Raw genomic sequence first — 18303 nt, forward strand, 5'->3', positions numbered from 1 at the left:
AAACCGATTAGTTTAAGATTGTGATTTGGACTGATTTACGACCGAAGTTGAGCGCTTGCTCTTGTGTCGGCATCAAGAGGTCAATCTTGTTACCTTTGATGGCGCCACCAGTATCTCCAGCGATTGCTTCGCCGTAGCCTTCGACATAAACTTTAGAGCCGAGTGGGATGACTGAAGGGTCAACCGCGATGACTTTTTGGTTCGGGTTCGAACGAACGTCGATTCCTGTTGCCGTGATTCCTGAGCATCCTGCACAGTATGGCGTGTAAGCCGTTGCTTCCACAGTCATCGTCTTACCTGAAGCCGGAGCTTGGGTTTGCGTTGTCGACGTAGACTGTTTCGTCACTGGTGCAGATGTTGATGCTTTTGGTTTAGCGGCTGGTGCACTGTTTGCAACCGATGCTGCGTTGGCACCTTTTACAGAGAATTGTTGACCAGGGAAAATGAGATCTGATTTAAGACCGTTCCATGTCATCAATTGGTTGACAGATACGCCGTTGTTTGTCGCGATGCGATACAACGTGTCGCCTGCTTTAACTGTATACGTTTTTGAAGCACTTGAAGCTTTAGCTTCTGACTTCGCAAGCTTCAATACTTGATTCGGATAAATCATATTAGAGTTTAAGCCGTTCGCTTGTTTGATGTCATTTACTGATACATTGTTGTTCACGGCGATACGGTAAAGTGTATCTCCAGACTGAACTGTGTGTGTTGATGCTGCCGAAGCTGGAGCAGCGACTCCTAAACTAAGGCCAGCGAGTGCCGTTAGTGTCAATAGTGGTTTTTTCATAAGAATATTCCTCCCTTTTCTAACGCCCCCTTACTGTAACACCTGTATATTTCACTGCCGTTACAGCCTGATATGAGAGTGATATCAGTTCAGTTACAGAAGCTTTCAAAGGGATGAGAGGAATCTGAATTTTTACAATCTAGATACAAATGGCTTTGTTGAGCCATTTTCGTCTATACTAAAGAGAAGAGAAAGGAGGTTTTAGTCTTTGGAACTATTACTGCTATATTACATTGTGACTAATTTCCTAGCGTTTATGTCATTTTACCTCGATAAACGTCGTGCTAAATCTGGGGAATGGCGCATTTCGGAACAAACGTTACTCATTCTCGTTTGGATCGGTGGCGCATTCGGGGCCTATCTCGCGATGCGGTTCTTCCGTCATAAGACATTGAAACCGAAATTCCGCATTGGTGTTCCAATCGCCATCTTAGTGCATGCGGGTGTCACCGGTTGGTTCATCTTTTGACGCCATTATATAGAAGGAACTTGTTCAATCACCACGTAGAAAATCCCGATGAAATGTCTTGATAGACGCTTCGTGGTGAAAAAGAAGTATGTCCATCCGGTGTTAAAACGAAATAAATGTTCAATTATTGAGGTGTTCGGATGAAGGTTGAAGAAAATCTGATTGATATCCAAGAGTGGACTGAAACGACGATTGAGACGACGATCAAAGTGAATCCGCAGTTTCAAATCTGGTTAATCACGAACGGACAACTCGACCTGCTCGTCAATGGGACACGGTCTCGGCTCCGCTCCGGGATGGCGTTGATCTTAGACCGTGGACAAATCGTGAAAGTTGAACCGAAAGGAGAGCCATTTCGTTTGGTCGTGATCTCCGTCGAGCCGTTTGACCTATTCTCTCCGTCGCTTGCGGAGTTTTACGTGACACCGCACGCCGAGACGTCGCGTAGTAAAGTGTTGCATCCCGGTGAACCAGGAGATAAGCCCGTCCTCGACATAATCGACAAAGTGATTCGCAGCCTGAAGAAGAAGTCTTCGTTCGCGTTGCTCGATGCGAGCTTACAGCTCGCAGTCATTTGGCGCTATTGGATTCAACAGCCGCAAAGCAGAACGAAACGTCATGTTCAGGAACGGATGCGTCTCATGCTCGCCTACATACATGACCATGACACGATGAAACTGACGCTCGAAGACATCGCAGCAACGGGTGGTCTGAGCCGGGCGGAATGTTGCCGTTACTTTTCAAAATGGGGGGACACATCGCCGCTCGCCTATGTCCAAGACGTCCGGATGCAGCGGGCCGCGCGCCTGTTGTGTGAGACGGACAGTCCGGTGGCCCAAGTGGCGAACCAGCTCGGCTTTACGAGCGTGAGCCATTTCGTCCAGACGTTTAAGAAAGTACATAACCGAACGCCGCTCGCGTTTCGCAAACAGAAGACATAACAAAAGCCGACACGCCTGTGTCGGCTTTACTCGTTAACGGGCGGTCCAACCGCCGTCCGCTTTCACGACATCACCATTGACGAAACTGGAGTCATCGGAGGCGAGGAACAACGCGACCTTGGCGATTTGCTCCGGTTCACCCATCGGAGCCTCCCCTGCCCCTTGGATGGCCCGCATCCCGAGCTCGCTCGGCGCGGTGATGGTGGCACCGATATTCGTGTTGACCCCGCCCGGTGCGATGGCGTTGGCCCGAATCTTGTTGAACGTCCCGTACGTGGCGGCGATGTTCTTCGTCAGACCGACGAGCGCATGTTTCGATGCGACGTACGCCGCCCCGCCACGTGTCCCGAATAATCCCCCGACCGAGGCGTTATTGATGATGACGCCACCCGAATCTTGCTTGTCCATGACATTGATCGCGGCCCGGGCCAGTTTCATCGGTCCGGTCACGTTGACCGCGATGACACGGTCCCACACCTCGTCGGTCACTTCCCCGACCGTCAAAAAGTTGTCCATGATGCCGGCGTTGTTCACCAAGATGTCGAGCGAACCGAACGTGCTCGTCGCCGTCTCGACCATCTTGTCGATGTCTGCCTGTTTCGTCACGTTCCCGGCCATGCCGATGGCGTCCCCGCCGGACGATTTGATTTCACTCACGACGGCCTCTACCGTGTCCGCATTCATGTCGACAGCCACGACGCGCGCCCCTTCCTCGGCGAACAGTTTGGCGATGGCTCGCCCCATCCCAGATCCCGCACCGGTCACGAGCGCTGTCTTACCTGAAAGTTTCACACTGCATTCCTCCTTGTTTAAGTAGAAGTAGACACAGAAAAACGACAAGTGCCGACTGAACACGTGTCACTACTCTATACCCGGATTTTAGAAGGAATGTGTGTCAATTTGGAAAAATCTTCTTCTGTTCAGAACCGTGGTCACGTAAAATGGGAGGATACAGTTATTGGAATGAGAAAGGTGGGGTTCGATTGAGTCATTATCATGCAGAAGTGATTGGAAGCGGGACACCCGTTTTATTTTTACCGGCTGGAGGATTCACCGGAGAAGAAGGCCGTTCGCTCGCTGAGGAGCTACGCGATGACTTCGAAGTTCATTTGTTAGATTTGCCGAGGGTCGGGCGAATGACAGGCGGCCACTTCGTCTATTGGAACCCAGCGTTCCCGATTGAACAAGTGCGACAGTTTTTACAAACTGAGAAAGCGAGCGGTCTCTAATGAACCGTCAGCAAAAGATGGTTCTCTTTATTGTGTTCATGTTGTTGTTCTCAGCTGGAGTGGCATGGGGAGTCGAGTCAACGAAGCAGCCGCAGTTGCCCGAGGGAGCGGAACCGATTCTCATCTACCCCGTTGATGACCGTGACATGAGTCTTCGCTTTTTCACGTACAGTTACACCGTCGAGGAATGGAGCGACGAGCCGGTTGCGCAAGGCATAGGTCTTGAACTTACTGTCGACAATCAGGTTCGGTCGATTACATCTGAATCGCTGTCCGAGGCAGGTCTCACGTGGTCGACTTTCGGCCAATCATGCGGAGATACGTCAGCATGTTCCCCGTACGATATCCTTTACGGGATGAACCATGGCGAGACGACAAGAGTCGTCGTCGAGTTGAACGGGGAACGGTTCGAACCGGAACTGTTGAAGACGAAGGCCGGGAATGATGTCTGGTTCGTGCTCGTCGACCAAATCGAATCGATTGAATCCATCACCGGCTACAATGCTGCGGGAGACGTATCGTACCGTTTCACCAACTAAAAAAGAGACGGAGGACGATTGTCCCCTCATCTCTTAACGTTCACAGTCGATACCATCATTATCGCGATCTTCGATTCGTTCGCTTTGTACAGCGAACTGTTGGCGTAAGGCTTGTACTTCGTCTTCCCGCTTTTGTTTTTCGTCGTCTTCGTCTTGGCGACACCGCCCTTATACGTCTTATTCAGTTCAGTTTTTGAATTTTTTCGGTGCGGCGTCCACGATGTCTGACGGTGCGACGCTCAGCTTGAACAACGCGATGTCGGCGATGGTCGCACGAAGTAGCTTCTTCATGAGTGTTTTCTCCTTCACCACTAACGATACGAGTCACCATTCTCGTTCATTATAGGAGGGATTAGGATAACTAACCTGATTTATAAAATTTTCAAATGAAAGGACCATCACATTGAACTTATCACCTTTTCATATCGATAATACGAATGAACAGCTCTATCAAGGGGATTTGCTCGTATCTGAATACGAAATGCTCGAACCGCTAAATCTGGAGTCCATCGAACGGTTGGTGTTTGGTCCTGAGTCCATCAAGTGTTTTATCACCCGACACCATTCTTCGCGGCGGATTCACTTAGAAGAACAGTACATCGACCAACTACAGAAAATGTGGGAAAAGACATTCAAACACCACCTCACCTTTGATCATGCGTTTTCTCTTGACGATTTTCCGAACGGATATTGTTGGACCACACGCGTCTCGCAAGGACACGACTGTTGGTATGTCGTCTTCACCGAACATCACTGATCTCGTTGTTAACAAACCAGTAAAGGAAGGTAACATCTATGGACTTACTTATATTGATGCAGGACCGGGCCCTCCCACTACTCTTGCTCGCACTGTTTCTCATTCTGAACGTGGCGTTTGTCATCGGAATTTGGAAACGACGACGCCACTTCTCCAAAGCATTTCTCGTGTTCGCAAGCTCGCTTGCGTTCCTGCTCATGACGTCATCGGTCATCCTCATCATGTTCACGATGTTCATCGGCTACAACCAGTGATTGCCTTCATCCGATGACATCCGTATCGAAATCATCGAGTCACCTCACGATGTTCGAAGTATGATGAGTGCAGAAAGGAGGGAATGTAGATGCTTGAATCATTGAACCGATTGATGGACCACATCGATCAACATTTAACAGAGGACATCACGAGTCAGGACGTCACCCGCATCGTCGGGGTATCCGACTATCATTTCCGGCGCATGTTTTCGTTCATGGCCGGGATGACGCTCAATGAATACATCCGAAACCGTCGGCTGTCAGAAGCAAACAAGGAATTGATTCACGGGAAATCGGTCACGGACGTGGCCTATACGTATGGATACCAATCCGTCGACGGCTTCTCGCGAGCGTTTCGAGACTGGTGCGGCTTTTTACCATCAGAAGTGATCAAGAACAAGATTCAAAAATCATTCCCGAAATTCACTTTCTTCATCGACATCAAAGGAGGAATTTCAATGGAATTCAAACTAGAACATAAACCCTCATTCAACGTCGTCGGCGTGTCCAAACGCGTCCCGATTCAGTTTGAAGGTGTGAATCAGGACATCGTCGAGTTGGCACAGTCCATCACGGAGCAACAACGAAGCGAGATGCATCAGTTGGCGGACCTCTATCCGCATCAAGTGCTCAACGTATCGTACGACTTCGACGAAGGCTATTTGGACGAAAAAGGGTCGCTGACGCATATGATCGGTTTCGCGACGACACAAGCTAATCCGTACGAGGACCTTGAACAAATCACGATCGAATCGAACCTGTGGGCCGTCTTCCCGAATTCCGGTCCGTTCCCGGAGACGCTCCAGGAGACGATGGCCAAGACGTATGCCGAATGGCTGCCGACGTCGGGCTACGAACTCGCCGACTTACCGAGCATCTCGTTCACGAAGCACGACGGACCGTCGGACAACGTCTATAGCGAAGTGTGGGTGGCGGTCAAACCGAAAACGACATAAGCACAGAAAAGCACCTCCAGAAGACAACTGTCTTCCGGAGGTGCTTTCGTTTACTTCGAAGGCTCGTAGGCGAGCGCTTCCCCGTTCGTCTCGATCACATGCTTGTACCAATCGAACGAGTCTTTCTTCATCCGCTCCATCGAGCCGTTGCCTTCATTGTCACGGTCGACGTAAATCATGCCGTACCGTTTCTTCATCTCGCCCGTCGTGAACGAGACGATGTCGATAATGCCCCACGGCGTGTACCCGATCAAGTCGACGCCGTCATAGACGACGGCTTGTTTCAGCTGCTCGATATGCGCCTTCAAGTAATCGATGCGGGCCGCGTCATGAATTTTCCCGTCGACGATCTCATCGACGGCACCGAATCCGTTCTCGACGATGAAGAGCGGGATTTGATAACGGTCATACAACCGGTTGAGCACGTAGCGGAGACCGACCGGGTCAATCGCCCAGCCCCAGTCGCTCGACTTGATATACGGGTTCTCGACACCGTTCGGCAGACCGCCATTGACAATATCGCCGCTGTTGTCGGCGACGACGTCACTCTTCACGGTCGTCGACATATAGTAACTGAAACCGAGATAGTCGACGGTCCCGTTCTTCAAAATCTCCTCATCCCCATCAAGGAACGGGATTGAATACCCTTCACGCTCGAACTCGTTCAAGGCGTAGCTCGGATAGACCCCGCGCACTTGCACGTCCGGGAAGAAGTAACGTTGGCGCATCATCTCTTCGGCCAGCATGACGTCGTCCGGGTTCGACGAGAACGGATAGATTGGCACGTGGGATACCATCGCCCCGATTTCAAAGTCTGGGTTGATCGCTTTTCCTTTCGAGACGGCGAGCGCACTCGCGATCAACTCGTGGTGCCCCGTCTGATACATCACTTCACGAGCGTTCTCCCCATCTTCGACGATGACGCCTGAGTTCGTCCATAAGAAGAGCGGGTTATTGACGTCCATCTTGTTGTTGATCTCGTTGAACGTCATCCAATATTTGACCTTGTCTTTATAGCGGTCGAAACACACCTCGGCGAAGCGGACGAAATGGTCGACGACGGCACGGTTGCGGAACCCGCCGTACTCACGTGCGAGATGAAGCGGCATCTCGAAGTGAGATAGTGTGATGATCGGCTCGATGTCGTGCTTTAACAGCTCGTCGAACAAGTCGTCATAAAATTGGAGTCCTGCCTCGTTCGGTTCCGCATCGTCCCCGTTCGGGAAGATCCGGCTCCAACCGATCGACGTGCGGAGACACTTCAAGCCCATCTCGGCAAAGAGCGCGACGTCCTCTTTATAACGGTGATAGAAGTCGATCGCCTCATGGTTCGGATAAAATTCGTCCGGCTCGACCTTGTCCGTGATGCGACGCGCGACGCCGTGAGCGCCGGCCGTCAACACGTCGACGACGCTCGGCCCTTTGCCGTCGGCGTCCCAGCCGCCTTCAAATTGATGCGCGGCGAGGGCGCCGCCCCATAGAAAGTCTTTTGGTAATGTCTTCATCGTAGTTCCTCCTTATTGATTAACAATCGTGAGCATTGGTGTCGTCGTGTCTGTCTGATTACTTGCTTGGACGAGTACGTCAGCGTATGTCGCGCTGTTCGTCACGATGACAGGTGTGATGCTTGAAATATTATATGCGGCAATCATGTCGCGGTCGAACGTCGTCAACACATCGCCCGCTTTAAAGCTGTCCCCGTCTTTGACGTGTACGGTGAACGGTTTCCCATCGAGCGTCACCGTATCGAGACCGACGTGAATCAACAACTCGATTCCCGTGTTCGAACGGAGACCGATCGCATGTTTCGTCGGTGCGACCATGACGACCGTCCCGTCAAACGGTGCAATGACCTTATTCCCGTCTGGCTCGACGGCATAACCTTTACCCATCGCCCCGGAGGCGAATACATCGTCCGGAACATCGCTCAAGGCGATGACTTTTCCAGAGAGCGGTGAAGCAATCGTCTCTTCCTGGACGAGCGTCGCACTCGCTTCTGCCGTCGCAGGTGTTTCCGTCACTTCTGTCACTTGTTTGGCCGTGTCTTCTCCGAAACCGAAGATTTGAATCAAGACGACCGGAAGGATGATGGCGATCGCTGTCCCGATCAACAGTCCCCAAATCGAGGTCGGCACGTCTTCACTGATTCCGTTCACAAGGGTGAGCGGACCCGGGAGACCGGCGTAAGCGAAGTAATACGGGTTGAAGAAACTGGCCACGATGGCTCCGACGGCCCCCGAGATACATCCAAAGATGAACGGTTTCTTGAAGCGGAGTGTCACCCCGTAAATGGCAGGCTCTGTGATTCCGAATAGTCCAGTAATCCCAGCCGAGACACCGACTTTTTTGATTTCTTGGCTCTTCGCTTTCAAGATGACACCGAGAACGGCGCCGACTTGGGCGATGACGGCAATCGTCTGATATGCCTGGAATGAGTCACGGCCATACAAGTCGAAGTTTGCGAGCACCATCGGCGTCACACCCCAATGGACCCCGAAGATGACGATGACTTGCCAGAGACCACCGATAATTGCGCCAGCGAGCATCGGGGCGTTCTCCGCTAAGAAGTTGTAGCCGTTGGCAATCCCGACCGCACCCATCGTCGTGATTGGTCCGATGACGAGAATCGTGAGTGGCACCATGAGCACCAAACTGAAGAACGGTACGAACAAAGGACGAATGACCTCGTTCATGTGTCGGTTCAAGAACCGCTCGACGTAGGATAAGATCCAGACGAGGAAGAGCGGTGGTAATACCGATGACGTATACGTCGTACCTGACAAGGCGAGACCAAGGAAACTGATCGTCTCCCCTGACGTGATGCGAGCCGCCATCTCGGCCCATGTCGGACTGACCAAGGCCGCACTGGCTGCGACGGAGATGAACGTGTTCGTCTTAAAGTGTTTCGATGCCGTGATGGCGATGAAAATCGGTAAGAACGTGAACGGTGCCCATGAGATGAAGCTGAACACTTCGTACGTCCCCGTCTCGGCGAAACCGTCGAACAACAATGTCGTGATGATGAGTACCCCTTGCAAAATCCCGGCTGCGGCCAAGATATAGATGAACGGTGCGAATACGGCGGACATCGTGGCGATGATGCGGTTGAGGACGGTCCCTTTGTTTCCGTCTTCGACCTCCGTCCCTTCGATCTGTACCAGTTTCGTGAACTCATCGAACACTTCCCCGACATGCTGCCCGATGACGACCTGGAACTGGCCACCCGTCTCGACGACCGTGATGACACCTGGCATCGTCATGACTCGTTCTTTCGCCTGCGGATTCGACCGCTTCAAGACGAGGCGGAGTCGCGTCGCACAGCGCGCCGCATTGATGACGTTGTCTTCCCCTCCGACGGCCTCTAAAATATCCCGAGCCAATTTTGAATAATCCCGAACTTTACTCAACTGAACACCCTCCTTTGATGTAACGCTTACATTTTGTACACTCTTACTATAATTGTACCGGTACAATTAATCAATAGCGATACAATAAATAGTTTGTGAACGTTTCGTAGACATGTGTGTGGTATAATGAAGGCAACATTTTTAAGTAGATGAGGGATGAGCGTGCTTAAATATCAACAAGTGGCAGCAGAGATTGAACAGTACATCAATCAATATGATTTGAAGCAAGGAAATAAACTGCCCGTGCTCGAGCAGTTGATGAGCCAATATGCCGTCAGCAAGAGCACGATCACGAAAGCACTCGAATTGTTGGAGCGGAAAGGGGTCATCTTTCAATTGCGGGGGAGCGGCATCTTCGTCCGGCGCCACAACCGTCCGGGCTATATGAGTCTGTTCTCGACGCAAGGGTTTAAGAGCAACCTCGGTGACCGAGTGTTGACGTCGGACGTGCTCGACGTCTCGGTCACGAAACCGGACGCGACGGTCGCACAGAACCTTGGCATTGACGTGACAGATGACGTCTATCGTGTCGAGCGGGTCCGCTTCGTCGACGGCGAGGTGTTCTGTTACGAGGAGTCGTACTATGTGAAGGCGATCGTCCCGTATTTGAACCGAGAGATCGTCGCCGACTCGATCTTCGATTACGTCCAAGGCGCACTCGGCGTCACCATCGGCTTTTCGGACATGTACATGCAGGTCGGGCGACTGACTGAGACGGAGGCCGGCTATCTAGGTTTACAGACGGATGAACCGACGCTCCGCATCGAGACGATTTTCCATCTTTCGAACGGGAAGCCGTTCAACTATTCACGCATCACGTATCATTACGAACACTCGCAGTTCGTCGTCCAGGCGAACGGACCGTACATGTGAAAACACCGCTCGACGCTATTGCGTGGAGCGGTGTTTTTTATAGGTGTAATTTATTTATCTTTGAGTCAGGTGGTGATATGTACCGACTCCATGCAACCGTCTTATTTATTCGCTCGCCTCCGGTACAAAAGATAACCGAGCGGGAGCCCCGCCAACAACGCGAGGCCAAGCATCCAATAGGATTTCGGCTCTTTCGTCTGAACATCACTAGAACCACTAGTAAGGGCATCCTCCGCGGAACTTTGAGTGTTTGAACGTGTCTCGACCAAGCGTTTCTGATACATCTCGAGCGTGATCGTGTCTCCGCCGATGAACCGTTTCGCATCGGTCGTCAAGGCGGTCAACGTCTTCCCTTCATAGTCAAACCAGGCATTCTCTGACGCCGAATGGACGAGTGAGCCGGATACGTCGCTTAGAGCAGTTGCCAACTCCTGGCCGTATCCGAACGTGGAGAAGGCGAAGAGGCCCGGTTCCTGCTCGTACGTGCCGATGACATTTCTCGGCTCCCCATCTTGTAGGACGGCTGATACGTACTCCTTGCTCGAGACAAACGTACACATTTCGTCCGACGAATAACAGGATTGCGCGGCAATCATCACTTCATGGAGCGAACCGAACGAGATGGCGCGACTTTCCGTCAAATGATAGTTACTCGGGTCGTCACCTTCGATATGGTCGAGGACGATTGACTCAAAATGTTTTTCAGCAAAACGCTCCGCGGATCGTTCAGTCGGCGCGGCAGCTGCTGACGTAGCAACGAGCGTGAAGGCCCCAGCTAGGGCGAATGTTGTGAGGTGGCGCAACATGTTTTCTCCTTTCAACTGATAGACATCTGTTTGAGCAGTGACGCGTCAATCCGAATCACTTCCGCATGCGGATGCTTCTGTCGCTCGATGATTTGATTGAACCGTTTCGAAGCGACGAATCGATCGGATTCATGGACCCACGCCAGACGTACGAGGGCGAGGCGCAACTGCTTGCGACCGTCACTCATTCGCAGGTGGTCGATATGATTCTCAGCATCGAGCCGATTGATGAACAGCTCGACTTTACAATCTTCCTTCACTAAATAGGATACCAGATAAGCGGCCTGTTGAATCAACTCTTCATAGCGCGCATGAAGGCCATTCCCTAGCGGACCGCTCAAGTCAAGCACGAGCGTGAATGTATCGAGGTTTTGGCGTTGATACACTTTCGCCTGAAGTTTTCCTGTCTTGGCTGTCGCGATCCAGTCAATCTGTTTGACCGGCTCTTGCTCATACCGTTTTGTGCTTTGAATCATCAACGGGTCGTTGAGCGGTGAATGTTTGACGAGTCGGTCCCCCATCCGTACCAGGCGTGAGTCAAATCTGTTCTGTCTCGTGATGGATGGGAGTATGATCCAGGATGGAAGCGTATGATCTGTGACGAAGATGGTGCCAAGCCAAAATGGGAGTCTGAACTGAAGTGTACATTCATTGACTTGGACGGGCCCGCGCTGTTTCGCATGAATTGGAAGCGAATAGGTCGATTCCTCACGAAGTTGAATGATATGTACGCGCTGATCTTCGTCAAACGTCAAGCCGTGTCCCGTGACCAGGCGGACCGATGTCGGGATTCCGAGTTCTTGGAGACGTTCTACACCTGTCACCTCCATTCTTAGCGAGACACGATCATTTACGAACAACAACTGCTCTTTCTGGTGGAACGATAAACATGTCCCTTCGACAATTTTCTGCGTCAGCCATTTCCGAATCAGCATCAATCCTAGAATTGCGCCAGACAGATAAGCGAGCGGCCACACATATGGGAACCATATGAACAGAAGTAGGATTCCGGTATAGGCCGGCCATAGCTTGTCGTCTAAAAGTGACGGTGTGCTCACTTCGACTTGTCGCATCTTCACACCTTCTCGACCGGTACATCGACTCGCTCCAAAATATCAGCGAGAACTTCCCGTTTCGTCGATTTCACGTCCCCTTCGAGCGTGAGCGTCAAGCGGTGTGCCAGAACATGCGTCGCGACGGCTTGGACATCTTCCGGGGTCACGAATTGACGGTCTTCGATATAAGCGTAAGCTTGAGACGCCTTGACGAGGGCGAGCGACGCGCGAGGACTGGCTCCGACTTCGACGAGCGGATGAAGTCGTGTCTCTTGGATGAGGGCGAGCAGATAGGTGACGACGTCGTCATGGATACGGACCTCCTCAACTGCTCGCTGCGCTGCTAAAAACGTTTCGGACGACATGAGGGCATGAACGATGTGGCGTGTCTTAGAAATTGTCTGAAGAATCAACTGTCGCTCCTCCCCTGCTTCAGGATATCCGACTTGAAGGGACATCAAGAAACGGTCGAGTTGAGCGTCGGGCAAGGCGAACGTCCCTGCCGATTCGATCGGGTTTTGCGTCGCGATGACGAAGAACGGTTCCGGCAGTTGATACGTGACTCCGCCGATCGAGACTTGCCGCTCTTCCATCGCCTCGAGCAAGGCGGATTGTGTCCGGGGGACGGCTCGGTTCACTTCATCAATCAATAAGATGTTGGTAAAGATCGGTCCTGTCCGATTTTCGAACGTCTGTGTCTGCATGTTGAAGAAGTCAGAACCGATGATATCGGTCGGAAGCAAATCGGCCGTGAATTGGATGCGCGTGAAATCAGCTTCAAAACTCTTGGCAATACTTTTGGCAAGTAACGTTTTCCCGGTACCCGGGACGTCCTCTAACAAGATGTGCCCGTTCGCGAGTAGCGCCGTGCAGCAGAGGCGCGTGATTTCAGGTTTTCCGAGATAGATTTGGTCCAATTGTTCCAATACGCGTTTAATGGTCATAAGGGTGGCTCCTTTTCTAAACGAAGTAAATAGGCATCAAGCTGTTGTTTGAACGCTTCTTCACGTTGTGGCGTGATCTCGACTTTGTCATAACGGGTCTCTAAATAGCTCCGAAGCGAGGCGTCGAGTTGAATGCGGCTCGCCCAGGCGGATAACGTCTCGAACCTCCGTCGACGTTTTTCTTGCGGTAGCGCTTGTTCGAATTGAATCAAATGTTGCCGCAACGGGGAATCTGGTAGCGGATGAGCGGAGCGTTTTGCCTCTTCGAACGTTTCGTCTGTCTCTTGCCTTGAGTGGATCCTCTCGTCTATCGGAACGGCTTCCCTCCCCTTTTTGTGGAAGGGTCTACGCCACATCCATACACCAATCAAAAGAAGGAGGAGGGCGCTGACAATGTAAGGCAACAGGGAAAGGCGATCGGATTCGCTTGTAGATGGTGTACCATATGACGGAGACGAGTTATTCTCATCTTCCCTTGGTGTGCCGCCTTCATCATCTGATGGCCCAACAACCGCTCCTGCTTCAGAAATACCGGGCCCGGGATCTGCGTCACTACCATCTCCACACCAAACATCCGTATCGACGACCTCAATGATCCCAAACAACTTTCGCTTGTCATGACAATCCGTGACCCAACTTGTGATGGGGCTCCCTGAAATGTCCAACCCTTTGAAGTAGGTATAAGCAAGTTGACCTGAAAATGAAATAAGTGCGACAACCAGTAAAGAAATCAAGACTGCTGATACAAACAGAACTTTGGCTTTTCTCATGTAACGACCCGTATGTGAATATGTAGATTCGACTGCATCCCATTCAACGGCCCCTTTCATTCATCGATTCCATTTAACCCTTTTTTTGGAAATGGATTTGAAAGGATTATAGCATACGGATTAATGGAATATTCAGTTTTTTAGCAAAAAAAGTTGCCCGCTTATTGTACACGAGCAACCAGACTTCTCCACTATGCATATAATCTTCATCTTGAATCAGTTCGTGGAACCGATGCACCTCGACGTCCGCTGACAGGTCGAGTCTTTGTAGGAATACGCAATCGTTAGGCAACCGCGTCCACGTCTGCTCTGACGTATCCCGATCCTTAAACGCCTTCAGTCGTGCATCGCTTTCAAACACGAGGAGTTCGGACTGCCAAAGCGTCGGCAAATCGAGTAAGACGACGACCTGGTACCGCTCCTCTTCTCGGTTATGCACGAGACGTGAGGCCCCTTCCATCATCACCTCGATAATCGCACGTTGAATCCGGCTGTTCTCCTGTACAGACGATAAGAACGATTGATCAATCGGGATTTTGTTATGCCAATATCCGTCATGAAACGTCGTCGGGAACGATTGGGTCTGTTCGTTGACATGCAGGCGCAACCGTTTCAGTCTTCGTCTGACACCGCGTACTTTTGCCCGTCTCTTCAAGAGGTTTTCCCCAAGATGGCGTCGACTTGCTGCTGGTGGTGCCGGTCATGTTCGATGAACTCGGTGACGATATAGGCGAGCGTATACGGGACACCGTGATGCGGGCAATGGGTTACCCCGTTCGCCGTCGTGTGCGAAGTCAGCGTCTCTTGACTTAATGACTGAAGCGTTTCTATGAGCGAACTTCGACTTGTTTTGGCTAACTGGAGCACGTTTTCTCCTGAGAGACGCTTCGCTTTTTGGGTCGCTCGCGCGTTAAATGAGTCGAATTCAGGGAAAATCATGGCTTCCCCGGTCTTGACGGCCGGGACGATGACGTTCAACAGATGATTGTCCCAATGGGCGATGTGAAGGACGATTGCTTTGATTGACCATTTGTCGGTTGCAATCGATTTTTCCCACATCGATTCATCCAATCCCGACAATGTGTTTAACCAGTCTATATAGGATGCAAACTCGTCGATGACATCTGAGGTTTTCGTCATAAAAGTATCCTCCTTCGGTTATAAGCTAAGAAAATTGTATCATGTTCCGGCCGCTTAGCACTGAGCTTCGTCAATCAAGGAATGCTTGATTGAGGTGATTGAGCCTCACTTATGCATATAACGGGATAGACCTCTTCATATTGGTTTGAGGAGTCATCCCGTCGATTGAAATTGAACCGTAAGTTACCATCACGCCTTGTGGTGACGGGACCATAAAAAGAGGGAACGCATCCAACCAGTCCGCTGATGTCGGAAACGCATCAGGTGCCCAGTCGAGCTCAAGTTCGTGCCCGGCAAGCGCGTACGAGAATGGCATATGGCGATACACGTCAACTAGCAGTCGTTCGATTTTCTGTGTGAACACGGGTCTCGATGCAGGGTGTGAGACGATATCATTCCACTTTATATCGATGAGAATCCCGACATAGGTGTCCATCTCTTGAAGGGACACGGTCATCGTCATGTCCACGTCTCCAAAATAGTTGCTTCGTAAATGGATAGATCCGTAATGCCCAACCTGAGCAAAGTCGGTACCTGTCGTTGTCGTCCAACTAGTGCCCGCCTTATCCTGACTGTATGTCACGTTTATGATTTCGCCACCGCTACTTAACAGTTCCGCACATACATTTTGAGCAAGTTCAGGTAACGGATAATGGCTCGGATAAGCCATCCCGATGGAAATGAATCCGCCTGCTTGATCCATTCAAACACCTCCTTTGTTTCATCATACAAAAAAAGCGGCACCGTATACACGGCACCGCCCTATCTTATAGCCAGACTGGTAAAGAAAAGAAAACCAAGAACAATACGGTCAAGACACCGACGACCGGACTGAGCGATCGATAGCCCTTCTTGAACAAGACAATCATCGTGTAGGCGATGAATCCGAGCCCGATGCCATCGACGATGGAATACGTGAACGGGATCATGATGATGACGAGAATCGCCGGGAAGGCATGCTCCCAATTGTCGAGCGGGAGATGCTTCACGTTTTGGAACATCATCATACCGATGATAATCAACACCGGCGCGATCGCCGTCACCGGAATGATCGCGAACAGCGGCAGCAACAAGAGCGAGACGACGTAAAGTCCTGACGTCACGAACGATGCGATGCCACCTCGTGCGCCGACCGAGATGCCGGCCGCGACCTCGACCGTCGAGACGGTCGGGCTCGAACCGAACATGGCACCGGCCATCGTCGACAAGCCTTGGGCGACGAGCCCTTTCGGGGCATCCGCATCCTTGCCGATGGCGCGCGTCTGATTCTGGATCAGGCTGATGTTCTCGATCAGCAAGACGAGCGTCAATACGCCGACGGCGACAAGGAAGATCGGTGACGCCGACTCGGCGAACGAGACGTTGCCGAACACGGTGCCGAACGACTCGAAGAACGGCATGAGCGCGAACTCACCGGTCCAGTCGAGCGTTCCCATGACGGCGCTCAAGCCGACCCCGAACGCAATCGTCCATAGGAAACTGCTCGGCCCCATCTTCAAGAAGAGAAGGATGGCGACGAAGAGCGACAGGAACGCGACCTGCACCGGCCGTTCCCCGAGGTCTCCGATATGAAGCAGTGCCCCACCACCGCCCGAGACGATCCCCGCCGCCTCGAGTCCGATCAAGATGAGGAACAGGCCGAGTCCGACCGTCAATCCGTCATGAATAATCGGTGGGAATGCGTTCGCAAGTTTCCTCGCCACCTTCGTCACCGTCAACAGGACGACGAGCGCCCCTGAGACGAACGAGACAGCGAGCGCGCCTTGCCAGCTCAGCCCCATCTGCAGGACGAGCGTGTACGTGAACAACGCGTTGATGCCCATCCCTGGTAACAGGAGCAGCGGCAAGTTGAACAGCCCTGCGATGAACGTTCCGATGATGCTTGTCAAAATCGCTCCGACGAGCGCTCCCTCGAACGGGAGTCCGGCTTGTGTCAAGATTGCCGCGTGAACGGCCGGGATGTATGCTGTCGCCAGAAAGTTCAGCACGCCCCCGTATGTTTCTGTTTTCCATTCTGTTTGTTTTGCCATAGGAATCAATCCTTTATTGGCACCCTCACCCACCCATGTGGTTATACACACGAGGTAAATTATATCCTGTCTGACCTCTGACATGCAAGACAATCTTGGTTCAAATCCATCTTTGGACCCAGTCATGAGACCCATTCGGACGAAAGGTTCATTTTATAAAACAAGAACAAACGTTCCTGTTTTTAGCATCTTTTTTGACAAGAATCTGCTATAATGAAGAGGCAGGTTAACGCAGCAATAGTGGGGTCAGCCGCCAAGTCCACAATGGAGGAAGGCGGTGGTGCGGATGGAACAACTATGGACCTGGGTCGGCGATTATGTAATCGTCCCGATCCTCGCTCCGATCATCGTTCACTTGGTTTTACACCAAACATCCAATCGTGCAACGTCTGAACGCACAAAAAAATGACCCCCTCGGCGCAATGAGATGGGTCACTTTCTGATTCACTAACCATTGTGGCGGCTGGGACCACTCTTAAAGTGGTAGCCTGTAAGCCAGAGGCCGGTGTGTCCAGCACCGGTCTCTTTCTACTTGCATCATACCATACTTGTTCCCATTTTTCAGCAACAGAAACGCGAAAACGGTGAAGTTGACGTGACGAATGATATCGGGACGCCCGACATTATTCCGAGAGCAAGCTTCTTGATTGATTGTTCAACAGTTCGAGGCAGAGCAAAGCGCTTTGCCTTTTTTAGATTTCATTTATGACTCCTTTAAGAATTCTTTAAATCTGCCATCTACACTGAAGACAGTTCAAATTCTTAGGAGGTTTATTCCCATGTATAATCAGAATTATTCAGTTATGTTCACAATCGAATCAGGAGTCGTTCTCATCCCACTCGCCATCCTCGGACTCATCACGTTACTCGTCTGGTCGTTTCGCAAGAAACATGTAAAAGCCGCACAAACTATTTTGCTTCTATCATTCGGGATATACTTATTAGGTGTCCTTCACTTCGTGTTTTTCCCGATTGACGTCAATTTAGGAAAGTATGCGAATCAAGTTCCGTGGTGGAGAACGATTAATTTTATTCCGATTTTGACCATCGATGTGTATTCATTTGTGCTGAATGTCGTGATGTTCCTCCCGTTCGGCTGTTATCTTCCATTTTTGAAACCGTCGATCACAAAAAAAGAAGTACTTAAATTAGGATTTCAGTTTAGTCTGATCCTTGAACTGATTCAATTATTGGTGCGCACGACACTAGGCAGTGGACGAAGCACGGATGTGAATGATTTATTGGCAAATGCGTTCGGGGCGCTCTTAGGGTTCTTACTCGTTCGCTTCGTCGTCCAATACGCCCCGTTCCGACGTTTGTATCAGAATTTCCAACTTTAATTC

At 51.2% G+C, this 18303-nt stretch carries 20 protein-coding genes and 1 pseudogene; 8 read left to right on the forward strand and 13 right to left on the reverse strand.

The features are described from left to right. Positions 1–7: 7 nt before the first annotated feature. Positions 8–790, reverse strand: a complete 783-nt coding sequence (locus KNP82_RS06630) for a LysM peptidoglycan-binding and 3D domain-containing protein (RefSeq protein WP_214719589.1) — start codon at positions 788–790, stop codon at positions 8–10. A 208-nt stretch (positions 791–998) separates the two neighbouring features. Between KNP82_RS06630 and KNP82_RS06635 the strand changes: the two genes are divergently transcribed. Both KNP82_RS06635 and KNP82_RS06640 read left to right on the forward strand, forming a co-directional pair. Then, entirely contained in the window at positions 999–1259 is a 261-nt protein-coding gene (locus KNP82_RS06635; RefSeq protein ID WP_232939616.1) for a DUF1294 domain-containing protein, read from the forward strand. A gap of 140 nt (positions 1260–1399) precedes the next feature. Then, a complete protein-coding gene (locus KNP82_RS06640; protein WP_214827412.1) occupies positions 1400–2200 on the forward strand; it encodes an AraC family transcriptional regulator in 801 nt (266 codons plus the stop codon). A 33-nt stretch (positions 2201–2233) separates the two neighbouring features. On the opposite strand, the gene KNP82_RS06645 is transcribed toward KNP82_RS06640, so the two are convergent. Further along, a complete protein-coding gene (locus KNP82_RS06645; protein ID WP_214827415.1) occupies positions 2234–2992 on the reverse strand; it encodes a glucose 1-dehydrogenase in 759 nt (252 codons plus the stop codon). A gap of 191 nt (positions 2993–3183) precedes the next feature. Here KNP82_RS06645 and KNP82_RS06650 point away from each other — a divergent pair, with 191 nt between their 5' ends. Together KNP82_RS06650 and KNP82_RS06655 are read left to right on the forward strand one after the other, a co-directional pair. Continuing rightward, on the forward strand, positions 3184–3429 hold the full coding sequence (locus KNP82_RS06650) for an alpha/beta fold hydrolase (protein ID WP_214827418.1): 246 nt from the start codon (positions 3184–3186) through the stop codon (positions 3427–3429). Next, positions 3429–3968, forward strand: coding sequence for a hypothetical protein (locus KNP82_RS06655; protein ID WP_214827421.1), 540 nt, complete (start codon positions 3429–3431; stop codon positions 3966–3968). Before KNP82_RS06650 ends, KNP82_RS06655 begins: the two co-directional genes overlap by 1 nt. Before the next feature lie 33 nt (positions 3969–4001). Here the strand turns inward: KNP82_RS06655 and KNP82_RS06660 are convergent. After that, positions 4002–4171: pseudogene (locus KNP82_RS06660) on the reverse strand (excalibur calcium-binding domain-containing protein); the annotation flags it as partial. Positions 4172–4763: 592 nt separating this feature from the next. Here KNP82_RS06660 and KNP82_RS06665 point away from each other — a divergent pair. Both KNP82_RS06665 and KNP82_RS06670 read left to right on the forward strand, forming a co-directional pair. After that, entirely contained in the window at positions 4764–4979 is a 216-nt protein-coding gene (locus KNP82_RS06665) for a hypothetical protein (protein ID WP_214827423.1), read from the forward strand. 89 nt (positions 4980–5068) lie between these two features. Beyond that, entirely contained in the window at positions 5069–5935 is an 867-nt protein-coding gene (locus KNP82_RS06670; protein WP_214827426.1) for an AraC family transcriptional regulator, read from the forward strand. A gap of 50 nt (positions 5936–5985) precedes the next feature. On the opposite strand, the gene bglA is transcribed toward KNP82_RS06670, so the two are convergent. Next, positions 5986–7440 (reverse strand): 6-phospho-beta-glucosidase BglA, encoded by a 1455-nt coding sequence (bglA, locus tag KNP82_RS06675; protein ID WP_214827429.1) that lies wholly within the window; start codon positions 7438–7440, stop codon positions 5986–5988. 12 nt (positions 7441–7452) lie between these two features. After that, entirely contained in the window at positions 7453–9342 is a 1890-nt protein-coding gene (locus tag KNP82_RS06680; protein WP_214827430.1) for a beta-glucoside-specific PTS transporter subunit IIABC, read from the reverse strand. Positions 9343–9504: 162 nt separating this feature from the next. Here KNP82_RS06680 and KNP82_RS06685 point away from each other — a divergent pair, with 162 nt between their 5' ends. Continuing rightward, positions 9505–10215 (forward strand): GntR family transcriptional regulator, encoded by a 711-nt coding sequence (locus tag KNP82_RS06685; protein ID WP_214827434.1) that lies wholly within the window; start codon positions 9505–9507, stop codon positions 10213–10215. Between the two features lie 101 nt (positions 10216–10316). Here the strand turns inward: KNP82_RS06685 and KNP82_RS06690 are convergent, their stop codons facing one another. From KNP82_RS06690 to KNP82_RS06725, 8 genes are all read right to left on the reverse strand, one after another. Continuing rightward, positions 10317–11018, reverse strand: coding sequence for a hypothetical protein (locus KNP82_RS06690; protein WP_214827437.1), 702 nt, complete (start codon positions 11016–11018; stop codon positions 10317–10319). A 14-nt stretch (positions 11019–11032) separates the two neighbouring features. Next, entirely contained in the window at positions 11033–12094 is a 1062-nt protein-coding gene (locus KNP82_RS06695) for a DUF58 domain-containing protein (RefSeq protein ID WP_251128656.1), read from the reverse strand. 2 nt (positions 12095–12096) lie between these two features. Beyond that, a complete protein-coding gene (locus KNP82_RS06700) occupies positions 12097–13020 on the reverse strand; it encodes an AAA family ATPase (RefSeq protein WP_214827440.1) in 924 nt (307 codons plus the stop codon). Beyond that, complete coding sequence (locus KNP82_RS06705) at positions 13017–13790, reverse strand: hypothetical protein (RefSeq protein WP_242679045.1); 774 nt, start codon at positions 13788–13790, stop codon at positions 13017–13019. Before KNP82_RS06705 ends, KNP82_RS06700 begins: the two co-directional genes overlap by 4 nt. A 106-nt stretch (positions 13791–13896) precedes the next feature. Next, positions 13897–14445, reverse strand: a complete 549-nt coding sequence (locus tag KNP82_RS06710; RefSeq protein ID WP_131472703.1) for a DUF3916 domain-containing protein — start codon at positions 14443–14445, stop codon at positions 13897–13899. Continuing rightward, on the reverse strand, positions 14442–14930 hold the full coding sequence (locus KNP82_RS06715) for a DinB family protein (RefSeq protein ID WP_131472705.1): 489 nt from the start codon (positions 14928–14930) through the stop codon (positions 14442–14444). The genes KNP82_RS06710 and KNP82_RS06715 overlap by 4 nt, the downstream gene beginning before the upstream one ends. A 109-nt stretch (positions 14931–15039) precedes the next feature. Next, entirely contained in the window at positions 15040–15633 is a 594-nt protein-coding gene (locus KNP82_RS06720) for an Imm64 family immunity protein (RefSeq protein WP_214827442.1), read from the reverse strand. A gap of 64 nt (positions 15634–15697) precedes the next feature. Then, on the reverse strand, positions 15698–16960 hold the full coding sequence (locus KNP82_RS06725; protein WP_029595471.1) for an NCS2 family permease: 1263 nt from the start codon (positions 16958–16960) through the stop codon (positions 15698–15700). A 779-nt stretch (positions 16961–17739) separates the two neighbouring features. Between KNP82_RS06725 and KNP82_RS06730 the strand changes: the two genes are divergently transcribed. After that, positions 17740–18300, forward strand: a complete 561-nt coding sequence (locus KNP82_RS06730) for a VanZ family protein (protein ID WP_058763659.1) — start codon at positions 17740–17742, stop codon at positions 18298–18300. Positions 18301–18303 lie beyond the last annotated feature (3 nt).

The sequence above is a fragment of the Exiguobacterium sp. s26 genome (assembly GCF_018618235.1).
GTDB classification, from domain to species: Bacteria; Bacillota; Bacilli; order Exiguobacteriales; family Exiguobacteriaceae; genus Exiguobacterium; species Exiguobacterium chiriqhucha.

Bases quoted from the DNA above. Each gene is read 5' to 3' on its own strand.
- KNP82_RS06630 (WP_214719589.1), bottom strand. From the start codon at position 790: ATGAAAAAACCACTATTGACACTAACGGCACTCGCTGGCCTTAGTTTA.
- KNP82_RS06640 (WP_214827412.1), top strand. From the start codon at position 1,400: ATGAAGGTTGAAGAAAATCTGATTGATATCCAAGAGTGGACTGAAACG.
- KNP82_RS06655 (WP_214827421.1), top strand. From the start codon at position 3,429: ATGAACCGTCAGCAAAAGATGGTTCTCTTTATTGTGTTCATGTTGTTG.
- KNP82_RS06665 (WP_214827423.1), top strand. From the start codon at position 4,764: ATGGACTTACTTATATTGATGCAGGACCGGGCCCTCCCACTACTCTTG.
- KNP82_RS06670 (WP_214827426.1), top strand. From the start codon at position 5,069: ATGCTTGAATCATTGAACCGATTGATGGACCACATCGATCAACATTTA.
- bglA (WP_214827429.1), bottom strand. From the start codon at position 7,440: ATGAAGACATTACCAAAAGACTTTCTATGGGGCGGCGCCCTCGCCGCG.
- KNP82_RS06695 (WP_251128656.1), bottom strand. From the start codon at position 12,094: ATGCGACAAGTCGAAGTGAGCACACCGTCACTTTTAGACGACAAGCTA.
- KNP82_RS06700 (WP_214827440.1), bottom strand. From the start codon at position 13,020: ATGACCATTAAACGCGTATTGGAACAATTGGACCAAATCTATCTCGGA.
- KNP82_RS06705 (WP_242679045.1), bottom strand. From the start codon at position 13,790: ATGAGAAAAGCCAAAGTTCTGTTTGTATCAGCAGTCTTGATTTCTTTA.
- KNP82_RS06715 (WP_131472705.1), bottom strand. From the start codon at position 14,930: ATGACGAAAACCTCAGATGTCATCGACGAGTTTGCATCCTATATAGAC.
- KNP82_RS06720 (WP_214827442.1), bottom strand. From the start codon at position 15,633: ATGGATCAAGCAGGCGGATTCATTTCCATCGGGATGGCTTATCCGAGC.
- KNP82_RS06725 (WP_029595471.1), bottom strand. From the start codon at position 16,960: ATGGCAAAACAAACAGAATGGAAAACAGAAACATACGGGGGCGTGCTG.
- KNP82_RS06730 (WP_058763659.1), top strand. From the start codon at position 17,740: ATGTATAATCAGAATTATTCAGTTATGTTCACAATCGAATCAGGAGTC.